The 15376-nt window shown below is 71.9% G+C and carries 15 protein-coding genes; 10 read left to right on the top strand and 5 right to left on the bottom strand.

Annotation, left to right across the window (positions count from 1 at the left end; translation table 11 throughout):
• The first annotated feature begins 86 nt into the window (after positions 1-86).
• The 8 genes from B0I32_RS16020 to B0I32_RS15980 all read left to right on the top strand — a co-directional run bounded on the left by B0I32_RS16020 (position 87) and on the right by B0I32_RS15980 (position 8233).
• A complete protein-coding gene (locus B0I32_RS16020; protein ID WP_106239601.1) occupies positions 87-2015 on the top strand; it encodes a hypothetical protein in 1929 nt (642 codons plus the stop codon).
• Positions 2012-2338, top strand: a complete 327-nt coding sequence (locus B0I32_RS57655; protein ID WP_181307482.1) for a hypothetical protein — start codon at positions 2012-2014, stop codon at positions 2336-2338. Before B0I32_RS16020 ends, B0I32_RS57655 begins: the two co-directional genes overlap by 4 nt.
• The gene (locus B0I32_RS16010; protein WP_106239597.1) at positions 2335-2541 is read left to right on the top strand and encodes a hypothetical protein; all 207 of its coding nucleotides are present in this window, start codon (positions 2335-2337) and stop codon (positions 2539-2541) included. The genes B0I32_RS57655 and B0I32_RS16010 overlap by 4 nt, the downstream gene beginning before the upstream one ends.
• Positions 2542-2730: 189 nt before the next feature.
• Entirely contained in the window at positions 2731-2997 is a 267-nt protein-coding gene (locus B0I32_RS16005; RefSeq protein WP_106239595.1) for a hypothetical protein, read from the top strand.
• A complete protein-coding gene (locus B0I32_RS16000; RefSeq protein ID WP_106239593.1) occupies positions 2994-3473 on the top strand; it encodes a DUF3307 domain-containing protein in 480 nt (159 codons plus the stop codon). Before B0I32_RS16005 ends, B0I32_RS16000 begins: the two co-directional genes overlap by 4 nt.
• 663 nt (positions 3474-4136) lie before the next feature.
• Entirely contained in the window at positions 4137-6326 is a 2190-nt protein-coding gene (recD2, locus tag B0I32_RS15990; protein ID WP_245955856.1) for an SF1B family DNA helicase RecD2, read from the top strand.
• Positions 6327-6482: 156 nt separating this feature from the next.
• A complete protein-coding gene (locus tag B0I32_RS15985) occupies positions 6483-7679 on the top strand; it encodes a L,D-transpeptidase (protein ID WP_106239589.1) in 1197 nt (398 codons plus the stop codon).
• A 56-nt stretch (positions 7680-7735) separates the two neighbouring features.
• On the top strand, positions 7736-8233 hold the full coding sequence (locus B0I32_RS15980) for a GNAT family N-acetyltransferase (RefSeq protein WP_106239587.1): 498 nt from the start codon (positions 7736-7738) through the stop codon (positions 8231-8233).
• A gap of 52 nt (positions 8234-8285) precedes the next feature.
• Here the strand turns inward: B0I32_RS15980 and B0I32_RS15975 are convergent, their stop codons facing one another.
• Together B0I32_RS15975 and B0I32_RS15970 are read right to left on the bottom strand one after the other, a co-directional pair.
• Complete coding sequence (locus tag B0I32_RS15975) at positions 8286-9194, bottom strand: SDR family oxidoreductase (RefSeq protein ID WP_106239585.1); 909 nt, start codon at positions 9192-9194, stop codon at positions 8286-8288.
• A 2-nt stretch (positions 9195-9196) separates the two neighbouring features.
• Positions 9197-10450 (bottom strand): MFS transporter, encoded by a 1254-nt coding sequence (locus B0I32_RS15970; protein WP_181307439.1) that lies wholly within the window; start codon positions 10448-10450, stop codon positions 9197-9199.
• Positions 10451-10529: 79 nt separating this feature from the next.
• On the opposite strand from B0I32_RS15970, the gene B0I32_RS15965 reads away from it, so the two are divergent.
• Positions 10530-11423 (top strand): LysR family transcriptional regulator, encoded by an 894-nt coding sequence (locus B0I32_RS15965; RefSeq protein WP_106239583.1) that lies wholly within the window; start codon positions 10530-10532, stop codon positions 11421-11423.
• Here B0I32_RS15965 and B0I32_RS15960 read toward each other — a convergent pair.
• Positions 11416-12705: an ArsB/NhaD family transporter gene (locus tag B0I32_RS15960; RefSeq protein ID WP_106239580.1), complete on the bottom strand. Its 1290-nt coding sequence runs from the start codon at positions 12703-12705 to the stop codon at positions 11416-11418. The two genes, B0I32_RS15965 and B0I32_RS15960, sit on opposite strands and share 8 nt — an antisense overlap.
• Positions 12706-12971: 266 nt before the next feature.
• The gene (locus B0I32_RS15955; protein WP_106239578.1) at positions 12972-13433 is read right to left on the bottom strand and encodes a cupin domain-containing protein; all 462 of its coding nucleotides are present in this window, start codon (positions 13431-13433) and stop codon (positions 12972-12974) included.
• A 91-nt stretch (positions 13434-13524) separates the two neighbouring features.
• On the opposite strand from B0I32_RS15955, the gene B0I32_RS15950 reads away from it, so the two are divergent.
• Positions 13525-14112 carry a TetR/AcrR family transcriptional regulator gene (locus B0I32_RS15950; RefSeq protein WP_106239576.1) on the top strand — a complete coding sequence of 196 codons (588 nt, stop codon included), beginning with the start codon at positions 13525-13527 and terminating at the stop codon, positions 14110-14112.
• A 30-nt stretch (positions 14113-14142) separates the two neighbouring features.
• Here B0I32_RS15950 and B0I32_RS15945 read toward each other — a convergent pair whose 3' ends face one another.
• Positions 14143-15327 carry a tyrosine-type recombinase/integrase gene (locus B0I32_RS15945; RefSeq protein ID WP_106240164.1) on the bottom strand — a complete coding sequence of 395 codons (1185 nt, stop codon included), beginning with the start codon at positions 15325-15327 and terminating at the stop codon, positions 14143-14145.
• Positions 15328-15376: the final 49 nt, after the last annotated feature.

The raw sequence follows: 15376 nt of genomic DNA, 5'->3' as shown, positions 1-15376 counted from the left end.
TGCGGGTCCCGCCACGGCCTGATCGTGGCGGGTGCCCGGAGCAGAGCGATCACACCCCTCGGACCGCTCAGAAGGGAGCGCCGCTCATGGCCACCAGCGCCAGGAGAAGACCGAAAGCCGCCGAACCTGAAGAGGAGGAGCAGCCGAAGCCGCGCAGGGCGCGGCGGGCCCTGCGCCGCCTCAAGCACCGCAGGCCCGCCCGCAGCCGGTACGCCCAGCCTGTGGTGTGGCTGGCCAGTATCCAGGCCACCGCCGTGTTCGCCGACGTGACCGGCCTCGGCCTGGAAGTCACCGGCACCGCCGTGGTGGTCGCGACTGGCGTCAAGCTGGTCAAGGCCCGGCGGCGCGGCCGGCAGCCGAAGCTGAAGCGCGCCGTGGCCGGCAGCGTGTGGCTGCTGGTGGCCACCGTGGTAGGCCCGTACGGGCTGGTCGCGCTCGTGCTGTGGGTCGTCGGCCTGGTCGCGGCGGTGCCGTACTGGTGGGAGCTGTACCGGCACGACTCCCGCGCACGCTGGGATGCGCGGCCGAAGGCGCTGCCGAAGAGCACCGTGTCCGGCGTGGAAGCCTGGTGGGACACGACGGTCGTCCCGAACAATGGCGCGTTCGCCGGGACCCGTCTGGCCAAGCCCGAGCCGGTGCCGGGCGGATTCACCGCCGTCGTCGTCGGCGAGCCCGGCCGGACCGAGCTGGACAAGATGCAGAAGGCGATCGGCACCGTGGCGTCGGGCCGCCGCGTGCCCAGGGATCAGGTCGAGATGGGGCCGGCACCAGGCGGCGACTACTCGGGCGCCCGGCTGACGGTCATCGAGCGGGGCGACAACCTGCGCAAGGTCCGGTACCTGGAGGACGACGAGGCAGCGATCGACCCGGAGACCGGGATCGCCCGCGTCGGCTACTTCTTTGATCTCAAGCCAGCCCACTGGGGTTTTTGGACCACGAGCGCGGGCGCGCAGATGGGCATCAACGCGGGCAGCACCGGTGCCGGGAAGTCCGGGTTTGGCGCGTCCAAGCTGGCGTTGGTGCACGGCTGCGAGCTGGCTGTGAGCGTGCTGCTCGACGCGCAGGACGGATCCAGCCAGCCGGAGTGGAACGGCCGAACCGCCATCAGTCGCGAGGGGGTCGAAGCGTGCTGGGAGGAGTTGCAGGCGCTCGACTACGTGATGGGCCGCCGGGGGAACCACGTCGCGCACGTGCCGTGGGTCGACCATCTGGGCCGGGAGCGGCACGGCAAGCCGTTCCTGCTGCCGGGTGACCCGGACGTCGGCCTGACGCTGATGTACATCGCCATCGAGGAGCTGCCGATGCTGCTGGGCGACGCCGAGATCGGCGCGCCGGCGACCGAGCTGCTGGCCCACGCCGCGAAGACGTGGCGTAAGCCCGGCGGCGCGATCGACGTCTACGCGCAGAACCTCGGTCTGGAGAACTTCGGCGGCAAGTCGGTCTCTAACACGCTCCGCTCGAACCTCGTGGGCGGCGGCTCGGTGGCGGCGTTCCGCACCGGCTCCAGCCAGGACTGGCACATGGTCGGCCTGGCCGCCGACCCGTCGACGCTGTCGGAGTTCTGGGAGGGCACCCGCGAGAAAACGCACGGCCTGGGCTTCATGAAGGGCATCGATAACCGGCCCGGCGGCAAGTGGCGGGCGTCGATCTCGAAGGACCTGTACGCCGTGGCGACCAGCCCGGCCGCCGGGCGGATCGACGACATCACCGCCGGGTTCTTCGAGGAGTACTGGGTGATGCGCCGCCGCGGCGTTGACCCGCGCGAGGAGGGCGCGGTGACGCTGGCCGCGCCGGTGGCCACGCCGAAGTGGTCGTCGGCCGACGTCGAGGCCGTGGTGGAGCATGCGCTGATCAGCGGGCCGAAGGAGATGGGCGCGATCTGCGTGGCGGCGCGGAGGCGGCTCGGGGACATGCCGCTCGGGGAAGTCCCGGCCGCGCTGCGGGCCCTGGAGAAGTCTGGCCGGGTGAGAAGGTCCGGCGAGTCGTATCAGCTGGTGAAGGAGGTTGAGCAGTGAGCGTGGTGTCTACGCCCGCGACGGGCCAGATCGGCGCCGTGGCGCGGGCGGTGATGGCGATGGCGGCGTGGCTGGCGACCGTACTGGTTACCGCGCTGGTGTCCTGGCCGTGGCCGGGCACGGAGGTGCTGGCGCCGGTGGTGGTCCTGGTGACGGTGCTGGTGGTGACGGTGTTCGGCGGCGCGACCGGGGGTGCGTTGGCGCTGGCCAGCGTGACGATCCTGGCCATGACCGTGTGGGGGCCGATGGGCGGCGTGGTCCTGGTCTCGGCGACGATCCTGGCCGTGACGGCGCTTCCGGTGCGGCGTTGGGAGATGGCATGAGCGAGATCAAGCTCAGGGCGCGGGAGTTCGTCAGGCTGCTCGCCATCCTCGTGGGCGGCAGCGCCCTGGCGGGGGGCGCGGCCGTCATGCCGGGCGGGGTGCTGCCCGCGATGGCGATCGCGTTCATGACGATCGCGGCCGTCTACGCCGGGCAGCAGCTCGCGGTCTGGCGCATCCAGCAGCAGCTTCAGAGGTCCCGCTGATGGCGATCACGCGTACTGAGGACCTGGCGGAGCTGCCGCCGGAGTGGGTGACGAGTCTGTCGGACCCGTGCAGTCGCGGCCGGTGTGCGGGCTGCCGGCACGTCCGGTGCGGGCACACCTGCCACGACGAGGACCGTTCTCGCCAGCAATAGCGCTGGCGCGTAGGGTCACAGCAACTCAGGAGGAGACATGGCGAAGAACCTGACCGGCCAAGAGCACGCGCAAGAGGCGCTCGACTTCCTGGCCGAGTCGAAGGCTCTGGTGGAGCGGGCGGACAAGGCCAGCGACCCGACGTGGCGGGCGGCGTACTCGGCGCAGGCGGCAGCGTGCGCGCAGATCGCGGAGGCGGAGCTGCAGGCCGCCCGTCTGGCGCTGGAAGTGCTGGTGGTCATGCCGAAGGTGGAGCTCGGCGAGAGCGACATCAAGCAGTGGCGCAAAGCGGCGGGGGTGCGATGATGCGGGGCCGTAGCGCGCGTTTCGCGGTCGTTCTGGCCACGCTGTTCGCGGCGCACGAAGTGGGCGATCAGTGGGTGCAGACTCACCGGCAGGCGACCTCGAAGGGCGGCCGCGGGGATCAGCAGCGGGCCGGGCAGGCGGCGTGCGCCCGGCACGTGGCGACGATGACGGCGACGAAGGCGCTCATGCTGGGCGTGGCCAGCGCCGTCACCGGGGTCAAGCTACCGGTCGGACGTACGGCGGCAGCGCTGGCGGTGGACGCGGCCTCGCACTACTGGGCGGATCGCCGCTACACGCTGGCGGGCCTGGCGGATCGGCTGGGCAAGGGCGAGTACTACCGGCTGGGCGCGCCGCGTGAGGGCCGCGACGACAATCCCACGATCGGGACGGGCGCGTACGCGCTCGATCAGGCGTGGCATGCGGCGTGGCTGTGGGTGGCGGCGCTGGTCGTGGCGGCCGGTGATGAGGCGGCGTGAAGCCGTGCGCGTACTGGATCGGCTTCGAGTTGCGCCGTTGCGGCGTCACTCCTGCGCGGTATTACGTGCAGGGGTGGCGTTGCGCCGCCCATTCGCCGGCGGCGATGGCGGGCCTGCCGGAGCCGGGTGGCGGGTACTGTGCTCCGGCGCGCTGCTACTGCCGGAAGTGCCCGTGATGGACGCCAGTGATGAGGTGTCCGGTCGGCGGAATGCGGCATGTGGACGGCCGGTAACCCGCGTAGCAAGGCCAAGGCCCGAACCCAGAAGAGAGGTTTCGGGCCCTGGCGCAGTCGCAAGCGCAAGTGCTTGCTTAAGCTGCGGAGGCGGTCCTGCTGCTACGTGCTCGCTGACGCTGGGCGTGGATCAACGCCTCCCTGTCTGTGAGGGAGATGCGTCCTGGCCGGTGTGCGTTCCTGGCCGCTTCGGCGGGGGAGAGGGTGTCGCGTTCGGCGCGGGCGCGGGCCAGCAGCTGGCCAGCAAATGCAAGCGCTTTTGCTCGCGTGATGTGGGGCGAGTTGGCTTGGGATGGGAGAGAAGTGGTCACGTGTCGATGATAGATCGCTGGCCTGGAAGCTCGGGTTGGGTGTTGCGGTGCTGAAGATCTGCCCTAATCTCATCGGCGTGGGGAGGACAGACGCGGGCGCAGATCGCATCGTTACCGAATTGTGCGCAGTACTTGAACGCATCACGTACGCGAACGAGGAGACCGGCTACACCATCGCCCGCGTGGCCACCGAGCGCACCGGTGCCGATCTGCTGACCGTCGTCGGGCCGTTGCTCGGCGCGCAGGTCGGCGAGTCGTTGCGGCTGCACGGCCGGTGGACCTCCCACCCCCGCTACGGCCGCCAGTTCGAGGTGATGTCCTACACCACCGTGCTGCCGGCCACCGTCCAGGGCATCCGCCGCTACCTCGGCTCCGGGCTGATCAAGGGGATCGGGCCCAAGATGGCCGAGCGGATCGTCGACCACTTCGGCACCGGCACCCTCGAGGTGATCGAGCAGCAGCCCGAGCGCCTGGTCGAGGTGCCCGGTCTCGGTCCCAAGCGGACCAAGATGATCGCCGCCGCCTGGGAGGAGCAGAAGATCATCAAAGAGGTGATGATCTTCCTGCAGGGGGTCGGGGTGTCCACCTCGATCGCGGTGCGCATCTTCAAGCAGTACGGCGACACCTCGGTCTCCGTCGTCAAGAGCCGCCCGTACCAGCTGGCCGACGACGTGTGGGGGATCGGGTTCAAGACCGCCGACACCATCGCCCAGGCGGTCGGCATCCCGCACGACAGCCCCGAGCGGGTCAAGGCCGGGCTGCGGTACACGCTGTCGCAGGCGGCCGACGACGGCCACTGCTATCTGCCGGCCCCCAATCTCGTCGGCGACGCGGTCAAGATCCTGGAGGTGCCCGCCGACCTGGTCGCCTCCTGCCTGGAGGAGCTCGTCGCCGACGAGGGCGTCGTACGCGAGCAGATCCCCGCCGGCGACAACCTGGTGCCGGCCGTCTACCTGCCGCCCTTCCACCGCGCGGAGATGTCGCTGGCCTCCGGCCTGCTGGCGCTGCTGAACGGCGGTCACGACCGGCTCAAGGCGTTCGCCGACGTCGACTGGGAGCGCGCCGAGACGTGGCTGCACGGCAAGACCGGCGCCGAGCTGGCCGCCGAGCAGCGCCAGGCGGTCCGGCTGGCCCTGACGGAGAAGGTCGCGGTGCTGACCGGCGGGCCGGGCTGCGGCAAGAGCTTCACCGTGCGCTCCATCGTGCTGCTGGCCCGCGCCAAGCGCGCGAAGGTGATCCTGGCCGCCCCCACGGGCCGGGCCGCCAAGCGGCTGGCCGAGCTGACCGGCCACGAGGCCACCACCGTGCACCGCCTGCTGCAGCTGCGGCCGGGCGGCGATGCCACGTTCGACCGCGACAACCCGCTGGACGCCGACCTGGTGGTGGTGGACGAGGCGTCCATGCTGGACCTGCTGCTGGCCAACAAGCTCGTCAAGGCGGTCGCGCCCGGCGCCCACCTGCTGTTCGTCGGCGACGTCGATCAGCTGCCCTCCGTCGGCGCGGGCGAGGTGCTGAAGGATCTGCTCGCCGCCGAGGAGGTGCCGCGGGTACGGCTGACCCAGATCTTCCGCCAGGCCCAGGAGTCGGGGGTGGTGGTCAACGCCCACCGCGTCAACACCGGCCGCCACCCCGTCCTGGAGGGCATGAAGGACTTCTTCCTGTTCCCGTGCGAGGAGCCGGAGGAGATCGCCGCCCTCACCGTGGACGTCGTGGCCCGCCGCATCCCCAAGCGGTTCCGCCTCGACCCGCGCCGCGACGTGCAGGTGCTGGCCCCGATGCACCGCGGCGCGGCCGGCGCCGGCGCGCTCAACACGGCGCTGCAGGAGTCGCTCACCCCGGCCAGGGACGGCATGCCGGAGCGCCGGTACGGCGGCCGCGTCTTCCGCGTCGGAGACAAGGTCACCCAGCTGCGCAACAACTACGACAAGGGGGCGGCCGGCGTGTTCAACGGCACGGTCGGCATCGTCACCGACATCCGGCCCGACGAGCACAAGCTGACCGTCCTGACCGACGAGGAGGAGTCGGTCGAGTACGCCTTCGACGAACTCGACGAGCTCGCCCACGCCTACGCCGTCTCCATCCACCGCTCCCAGGGCAGCGAATACCCCGCCGTCGTCATCCCGCTGGCCACCAGCGCGTGGATGATGCTGCAGCGCAACCTCCTCTACACCGCCATCACGCGGGCCAAGAAGCTCGTCGTGATCGTCGGCTCGCGGCGGGCGCTGGCCCAGGCCGTACGGACGAAGGGGGCGGGGCGCCGTCACACCGGCCTCACCCACCGGCTCAACCGGGCGCGGGCCACGGCCTGACCTGCACCGACGGCCGGTCGGCGGGGGGTGTCGCCCGCCTGCCGGTCAAGAAGTAATTGAAATGTGATCGAACTTCCTCGAATGATTTCGCGTCCTACATGTAGGAGCATTAAGGTTTTTGGGGTGCCTTTTGGTACTCATGGGGAGAGGACGATCTTGAACGTTGCGACTGCCTGGAGGGGACCCGCCACCGCAGCCGCGCTGCTCACGGCCGCAGCGCTGACCGCGTCATGCTCTGGCGCCGGCCCCGCGACCCCGGCCCCCGACTCCCCTGAGAGCACCACCGTGGCCACCCCGCAGGCCCCCACCGTCAAGATCACCCCCGCCGAGGGCTCCGCCAAGGTCCACCCGGACAAGAAGGTCGTGGTCACCGCCGCCGGCGGCGCCCTGGAGGACGTGGTCGTCGAGGCCGACGGCGAGCAGCTGGACGGCAAGTACAACACCGACAAGACGCGCTGGGTCTCCAAGACCGCGCTGAAGCCGTCCACCAGCTACAGCGTCTCTGCCACGGCCGGCGCCACCACCGCCAGCAGCACGTTCACCACGGCCAAGCCCGAGCGTTCGCTGCAGGTCGCCGACGTCACCCCCAACGCCAAGGGCGAGAAGCTCGGCGTCGGCGCGCCCATCATCGTGACCTTCAACCAGCCGGTGACGAACAAGGCCACCATCGAGCGCGCCCTGGAGGTCGAGGCGGAAAAGCCCGTCCAGGGCGCCTGGCGGTGGATCAACGACACCGTCGTCATCTACCGCACCGCCAAGTACTGGCCGGCCCACCAGAACGTCACCTTCAACGCCAACATCACCGGCATCAAGGCCGGCAAGGGCCTGTACGGGACCAAGGACTACACCGCCGACCTGAAGATCGGCGCCAAGCAGATCAGCAAGGTCGACGTCGCCAAGCACATGATGTACGTCTACCGCGACGGCAAGCGGGTGCAGACGATGCGCATCAGCGCCGGCATGGCCACCACCCGCGAATACACCACGACCTCGGGCGTCCACCTGACCATGGAACGCGGCAGCCCCGTGCGCATGATCTCGCCCGGCCGCAAGAAGGGCGATCCCGGCTACTACGACGTCATGATCGACCACGCGGTGCGGATCTCCAACTCCGGCGAGTACGTCCACGCCAAGAACAACGTCTGGGCCCAGGGAGTGCGCAACGTCAGCCACGGCTGCGTCAACGCCCGGCCCGACCAGGCCAAGTGGTACTACGACCACTTCCAGCGCGGCGACGTCGTCGACATCAAGGGCACCGATCGCGAGCTGGAGTGGAACAACGGCTGGGGCTACTGGCAGATGTCGTTCTCGCAGTGGAAGAAGGGCAGCGCCCTGACCAGCAGCAAGGCCTGACGCCCCGCATACGGCGGCGAGACGGCGGGCACCACGGGTAAGGACATCCTCTGATCATGCACATCCGCCCCGGCCGGGACGGCGACGTCGCCACCGTCCTGGCCATGTTCGACAGCGCCGTCACCTGGTTGTCCGCCCACGGCCGCACCGGCCAGTGGGGCGAGCGGCCCTTCACCGGCGACGAGCGCCGCACCGAGCAGGTCGCCTCCTGGCTGGCCGGCGGCGGCATGCGCATCGCCGAACGCGACGGCCGCCCCGCCGGCTGCATCAGCGTCGGGCCCGCCCACGGCTACGTCACGCCCGCCGCCGAACCCGAGCTCTACGTGCAGGCCCTGGTGACCGACCGCGGCCACGCCGGCCACGGCGTCGGGCGGGCGCTGCTGCAGTGGGCCTTCGGCGAGGCGCGCGAGCGGGGTGTCGGGCTGGTGCGGGTCGACTGCTACGCCGGCGGTGACGGCCGCCTGGTCGCCTACTACGAGAGCTGCGGCTTCACCCGCTCGGCGCCGTTCACCGTGGGCGAGTGGCCCGGCATGCTCCTGCACCGCCACGTGTGAGGACCGGCGGGCGCTGGAACCGTGCGTTCCGGCCGTGTGTTCCGGCGTCTGCTCAGCGGGACGCGTCAGCAGGGCTCGGGCGGGGCTCGGGCGGGGTGAACGCGGCCGCGTGGTCGCGGGCGAAGCCGGCGATGTCGCGCGGCGCCCGGCCGAGCAGGTCGGCCACCGTGCCGGTGGCCAGGTCCCCCCAGCCGCCGGCGTACGCCCGCGCGTACTCCTCCAGCATGCCGGCGATCCACTCCGGCACGCCGTGGCCGAGCAGCGTCTTGCGCCTGGTGTCGTCGCCGACCGGCAGGTAGGCGACCGGCCGGCCGAGGACGCCGCTCAGCGCGCCGGCCGCCTCGTCGAAGGTCAGCGAGCGCGGGCCGGTGAGGGTGTAGGCCCGGCCGTCGTGCCGGCCGGAGCCGTCGAGGAGCACGCGGGCGGCGCACTCGGCGACGTCGCGCACGTCGATCATGCCGATCCTGGCCGCGCCCATGTTCAGCGCGAAGGTACCGGTGGCGGCGATGTCACCGGCCTCGTTCAGCAGGTTCTGCATGAACCAGTGCGGGCGCAGGATCGTCCAGCGCAGGCCGGAGCGTTCGAGCTCCTGGTCCGACAGCGCGTGCAGGCGGCCGCTGCGGTTCGGCGCGCCCGGCGCCGCGCCGATCGCGGACAGGCGCACGACGCGCTCCACCCCGGCCTGGCGGGCGGCCCAGACGGCGTTGCTGCTGTGCTCGGGGGCGCGCGGCCCGTTCGGGGTGAGCAGCCACAGGTCGTCCACCCCCTTGAAGGCGGGCGGCAGCGACCGGGCGTCGCCCAGGTCGCCGGCGAACACCTCGGCCCCGCGTTCGCGCAGGCCCTGCGCCCTGGAGGTGTCGCGGACGAGCACCCGCGGCCGGACGTCGGCGCCGCGCAGCGCGTTCATGAGCGCGCCGGAGACGGTTCCGGTCGCTCCGGTGATCAGCACGGTGCGTGCCATGGTCATTCTCCCTTGGGCGAGGCGGCCGGCACCGGGTGTGCCACGGGCCGCGGGGGTGTGCCGGCGGGCTGCCGGCCGGTGGTGAGGCGCTCCAGGATCCAGAGCACGAGCGTCCCCGCCGACAGCGCCCCGCCCAGGACGCACACGCCGCTCCAGCCGGCGTGCACCCAGACCAGCGAGGTCAGCGCGGAGCCGATCGCGCCGCCGACGAAGAACGAGGTCATGAACGCGGAGTTGATCCGGTTGCGGGCCTGTGGCCGCAGCGCGTAGACGACGTTCTGGCTGCTGTTGAGCACCGCCTGGTGGGCCAGGTCGAGCAGGATCACGCCGGCCAGCAGCCACACCAGCGAGCGCGCCCCCGCGGCGATCGCGAGCCAGGACGCCACGAGCAGGACCGTTCCTGCGCCGGTCACGACCTGGACGAGGCCGCGGTCGGCCAGCCTGCCGGCCACCGTGGCGGTCAGCGCGCCCGCCGCGCCGACCAGGCCGAACAGGCCGATGGCCGACTCCGTCCATTCGTAGGGGGAGCCCGCCAGCAGGAACGTCAGCGCGGTCCAGAGCACGCTGAAGGAGGCCAGGCTCAGCGCGCCGATGCCCGCCCGCCAGCGCAGCAGCGGCTCCAGGCGGAACATCGACAGCGTCGAGCGCAGCAGCGCCGGGTAGGACAGGCGCCCGCCGTCGCCGCCGAGGCGGGGCAGGAACAGGCGCAGCAGCACGGCCGTCAGCGCCATCAGGGCGGCGTTGACCCAGTAGACGGTCCGCCAGCCGCCCAGCTCCGACAGCGTTCCGGACGCGGTGCGGGCCAGCAGCAGGCCGAGGATCAGCCCGGTCATCACGGTGCCGACGACGCGGCCGCGTTCGGCGGGGTCCGCCAGTGTGGCCGCGAACGGCACCACGACCTGCGCCCCGACCGAGGCCAGCCCGGTCAGGGCCGTGCTGATCAGCAGCACCGTGCCGTCGGCCGCGGTGGCCGAGATCAGCAGGAACACCGCGGTCGCCGCGTACAGCGCGACGGCGAGCCGGCGCCGCTCCATGAGGTCGCCGAGCGGCACCAGCAGGATCAGGCCCAGCGCGTACCCGGCCTGGGCGGCCGTCACGGTCAGCGCGGCCGTGGTCGGCCCGAGGCCGAGTTCGCGGCCGATGAGGTCGAGCAGCGGCTGCGCGAAGTAGTTGCCCGCGACCGCCAGCCCGGTCGCCGCCGACATGAGCAGCAGCAACCAGCGCGACAGGCCGCCGGGGTGGGGTGTCGTCGTCATGCGTCCAGCCTCGGGGATCGGCGATCGATGAGTCCAACGCATGTTTGTCATCGGATCGATCGTGGTTCACGATTGATTCATGGAGCTGCAGCAGATGCGCTACGTCGTCGCCGTCGCCGAGACGAGCAACTTCACCCGTGCCGCCGAGCGGTGCCTGGTCGTGCAGTCGGCGCTGAGCCACCAGATCGCGCGGCTGGAGCGTGAGCTGGGCGCCAAGCTGTTCGAGCGCACCAGCCGCCGCGTCCTGCTGACCCCGGCGGGTGAGGCGTTTCTGCCCGCCGCCCGCCAGGCGCTCGACGCCGCCGAGCGGGCCCGCGCCGAGGTGGCCGCCGCCGCGGGCGAGATCCGCGGCCGGCTCGCCATCGGCGCCATCCCCACGGTCACGGCGGTCGATCTGCCGCTCGTGCTGCGGCGCTTCCACCAGCGCCACCGCGAGGTGCGGATCAGCCTGCGCTCCGGCGCGAGCGAGGAGTTCGTCGAACGGGTCCGTCAGGGCACGCTGGACGTCGCCTTCCTGGGCCTGCCCCCGGGCGCCCGGCCCAAGGGGGTGCGCGGGCGTGAGCTGGCCCGCGGCGACCTGGTGGCCGTGGTCACGCCCGGCCATCCGCTGGCCGGGGAGGAGCGGGTGACGCTGAGCAGGCTGGCCGGCGAGCCGTTCGTCGACTTCCCCGCCGGCACCGCGGGGCGCAGCCAGTCCGACGAGGCGTTCGCCGCGGCCGGGATCGCGCGCGAGGTCGCCTTCGAGGTGTCGACCCCCGACTTCATGGCCCGCCTGATCCGGCTGGGGCTGGGCATCGGGATGCTGCCGGAGGCGTTCGTGCCGCAGCTTCCCGACCTGCCCGTGGTCCGGCTCAGCGACGCCCCGGCCCGCATGGAGCACCTCATCTGGAGCCGCCACCAGCCGTCCCCGGCCGCCCTGGCCTTCCTCTCGGCGCTGGGCGTGCCGGTGCCGCCGGAGGACGGGCTCACATGAGGTAACGCAGCCACAGGTACGGGGCGACCAGCGTGACGGTGACCACGGTGACGATGAGGCCGTACCTGGTGAACTGCCAGAAGCTGATCGGGGTGCCGTTGCGGGCGGCGATGCCCAGGATGACCACGTTGGCGGCGGCGCCGACGGCGGTGGCGTTGCCGCCCAGGTCGGCGCCGAAGGCCAGCGCCCACCACAGCACCTGCCCGCCGCCGTCGCCGGTGGCCTGCACGAGCTGCTCGACGATGGGGCTCATCGTGGCCACGTAGGGGATGTTGTCCACGATGGCCGACAGCACGGCCGAGACGCCGAGCAGCCCCATCGTGGTCAGCTCCAGCCGGCCGTCGGTGGCGGCGACGGCGGCCTCGGACAGCCCGGCGATGACACCGGTCTCGACCAGGGCGCCGACCATGACGAACAGCCCGGCGAAGAACACCAGCGTGGGCCACTCCACCTCGGCGATGGCCTCGGAGGTGGTCACCCTGGTCGCGGCCACCAGCACGCCGGCGCCGAGCAGCGCGACCACGCTCGGCTCGTAGTGCAGCACCGGGTGCAGCACGAACGCCGCCATCACCAGCGCCAGCACCGCCAGGCTCTGCCACAGCAGCCGCCGGTCCGCGATGGCCTCCCGCTCGTCCAGCGCCATGACCTCCGCCGCCCGTTCCGGGTCGTAGCGGAACGAACGGCCGAACATCAGCCGGCACAGGCCGACGAACACCACCATGAGCACGATCACCATCGGCGCCATGTGGATCAGGAAGTCGTTGAAGCTCAGGCCGCCGCGGCTGGCGATGATGATGTTCGGCGGGTCGCCGACGAGGGTGGCGGCGCCGCCGATGTTGGACGACAGCGCCTCGGCGATGAGGAACGGGATCGGGTTGACCGCGAGCCGTTCGCACACCAGGAACGTCACCGGCGCGATCAGCAGCACCGTGGTCACGTTGTCGAGCAGCGCGGAGGCCCCGGCGGTGATCAGCACCAGCAGCACCATCAGCCGGAACGGCCGGCCGCGGGCGCGTTTGGCCGCCCAGATGGCCAGGTATTCGAACACGCCGGTCTGCTTCAGCACCCCGACGATGATCATCATGCCGAGCAGCAGGAAGATGACGTTCCAGTCGATGCCGGAGTGCTCGGAGAAGAACGCGGCCTCGGCGCCGGTGGCGTGGATCGCGAGCATGATGCCCGCGCCGCCGAGCGCGGCGGCCACGCGGTGGATCCTCTCGGTGGCGATCAGCGCGTAGGAGGCCAGGAAGACCGCCACGCTTACCCAGGACAGCACGCTCATGCGGCGAGCATCCGCGCCCGCGCGGTCGCCGCCGGTGTCAGGCGGCCACGGGGCACGGGAACGTCGGCGGGCAGGTCGCGGGCGCGCATGTCAGCACATCCTTCAAGGCAACGGGACAAGGACTTGCCGACCAGACTTCCCGGCACACCTTGAGTGACCGTATCAAGTCCCGCCGAATACTGCCGAACCCGTCCCCGCCGCCCGCCCGCCCCGGCGGACCGTGCCCGCCCCTCAGACGCCCCTTCGGCGGGGGCGCCGGCGGGAGGTCACGGCGCGAACTCGGTGGACGGCTCGGTGGCGTAGTTCTTCCAGATCGGCGCCATGGTCTCGCGGTTCATCGGCTGCCCGGACTCGACCATGGCCTTGAGGTCGCGGAAGTACTGCACGTACAGGTCCGGGGTGAAGGTGGTGAGCATGACCGCCGGCTCGTCGCCGGGGTTGGCGAAGGTGTGCGGCGCGCCCGGCGGGACGGTGACCCACGTGCCGGGGCCGACGTCGTGGCTGTCCTCGCCGATGGTGAACCGCACGTCGCCGGAGATGACGAAGAAGCCCTCGTCGTGCTGGGCGTGGCGGTGCTGCGGCGGGCCGGGGGTGTGCGGGGGGATGACGACCTCGCCGATGCCCAGGCGGTGGGCGGTGTTGCTGCCGTCTTCGAGGATCCGGATCTGCGACGGGCCGTTGGCGATGAGTTCGCCCTCGCCGGGGCCGACGATCGACACCTTGACCATGAGGAGGCCTCCATGAAGTGATTGCATCTTGTGTAATCATGACGCTAGCACCGATGAGTGCACATTGTGAAGTCGCGCTAGACTCGGGGGCATGCCGCGATGGAAACCGGGCGCCGTCGACCGCCTGCAGACCGCCGCGCTCGAGCTCTTCGACGAACAGGGCTTCGAGCGCACGACGGTCGCCGAGATCGTCCAGCGGGCGGGGCTCACCCAGCGAACGTTCTTCAACCACTTCGCCGACAAGCGCGAGGTGCTGTTCGGGCTGAGCTCGGAGCTGCAGCGGGAGATCATCGGCGAGATCGCGGCCGCCGACGCGGCCCTGCCGCCGCTGGAGGTGGTCATGCGCGCGCTGGGCGCCGTCGCCGACAAGCTGTTGGAGCATCGGCGCGCGGTGGTGGCGCACCGTTACGCGGTCATCGCCGCCAACCCGGAGCTGATGGAACGCGAACTCGGCAAGAACGCCGCGCTCACCGACGCCATCGCCGCCGCGCTGCGGGAGCGGGGCGGGGACGCCGATGCCGCCTACCTCGCCGCGAGCGTCGCCATGCTCGCCGAGCAGGTCGCCTTCCGGGCATGGACCCGGCCGGACGAGACCCGGGCCCTGCGCGACCTGCTGCAGGACGCCCTGCACGCGGTACGCACGACCGTCGACGCGGCCGACCGGCCCCTGCCCGCCTGACGCGCGGGCGGTGGCGGGTCAGGCGGGAGGTCAGGCGGGCGGGCGGTCGCGCAGGAGGGGGTGGGTGCGCATGGCGACCTCCAGTTCGCCCGGCAGGTCGTCGCGGTAGCGGCCGAGGGTGGACAGGTCGCTGTGCCCGAGCACCCGGCGTACCGCGTCCATGTCGACCGCGTCGGCCAGCAGGTGGGTGGCGGTGGTGTGGCGCAGCCCGTGGGGGGTGACCGTGCGCCGCTGGTCGGGGTCCACCCGCCGCTGTACCCGGTCGATCACGGCCTGGACGTCGCCGCGGGCCAGGCGCCGGCCGCGCCAGGACAGCAGCAGCGCCTTGTCCTGCCCGTCGGGCCGCCCGCGGGCCAGGTATTCCTGCAGCACTAGGGCCACGTCGCCGGGCAGCGGCACGTCGCGGGTGCGGCCGCCCTTGCCGAAGATGCGCCAGTAGCGGACGCCGTCGTTGGTGAAGAAGTCCTCGACGTTGGCGCGGACCAGCTCCGACACGCGCGGCCCGACGGTGGTCAGCAGCAGCACGATCACCGCGTCGCGCAGCTCGGTGCGCTGGTCGCGGCGTTTGCTCTGGTCGGCCTGCTCCCTCGGGAGCTCGCGTGCTGCTCCGATCAGCCCTTGGGCCTGCTCGCGGGTCAGGGCCCGCCGCTCCGGCCGCAGCCCGCCCCGCTCCTTGGCCGTCACCGCCGAGCGGGTCATCGGGTTGAGCTGCACCCATCCGGCCAGGGCGGCGTGCTTGAACAGCGCGGAGATCGAGCGCCGGAAGCGCGCCTGCGACGACGGCGACTGTCCTGACCCCGCCCCGGCTCCGTTCGCCGCAGGCGTCCGCCCGCCCGCCGGACGGCCGCCCACCGCTGATCCGCCCGCCGGACGGCCGCCCACCGCTGATCCGCCCGCCGTGCGGCCGCCGGGCGCTCTGTCGCCCGCTCTGTCGCCCGCTCTGTCGCCCGCCGTCTCGCCTGCCGCGCGCCCGGCCGTGGTGCGGCCGTCGGGTTTGCGGGCGAAGGCCAGCAGGATCGCGTCCACGTCGGCGCCGGTCAGGTCGTCCAGCACGACGTCGGCCCCGGCCAGCTCCACCAGGGTGCCGACGTCGCGCGCGTAGACCTCGGCCGTGGCGGGGGACAGCGCCCCCGTCAACGTCCTGGCCCTTACCAGCTCCACATAGCGGTCCGCCGCCTCCGCCACCGTCAACCGGTCGAGCTCCGCAGGCCGCACCGGCAACCCCCTTCTCCTCGCGTCACGAAGATCCAAAGACGACGGTAGC

The organism is Nonomuraea fuscirosea (genome assembly GCF_003001935.1).
Taxonomy (GTDB): domain Bacteria; phylum Actinomycetota; class Actinomycetes; order Streptosporangiales; family Streptosporangiaceae; genus Nonomuraea; species Nonomuraea fuscirosea.
The sequence above is the reverse complement of the archived record's forward strand: the minus strand, read 5'-3'. Positions and strand labels throughout refer to the sequence as shown.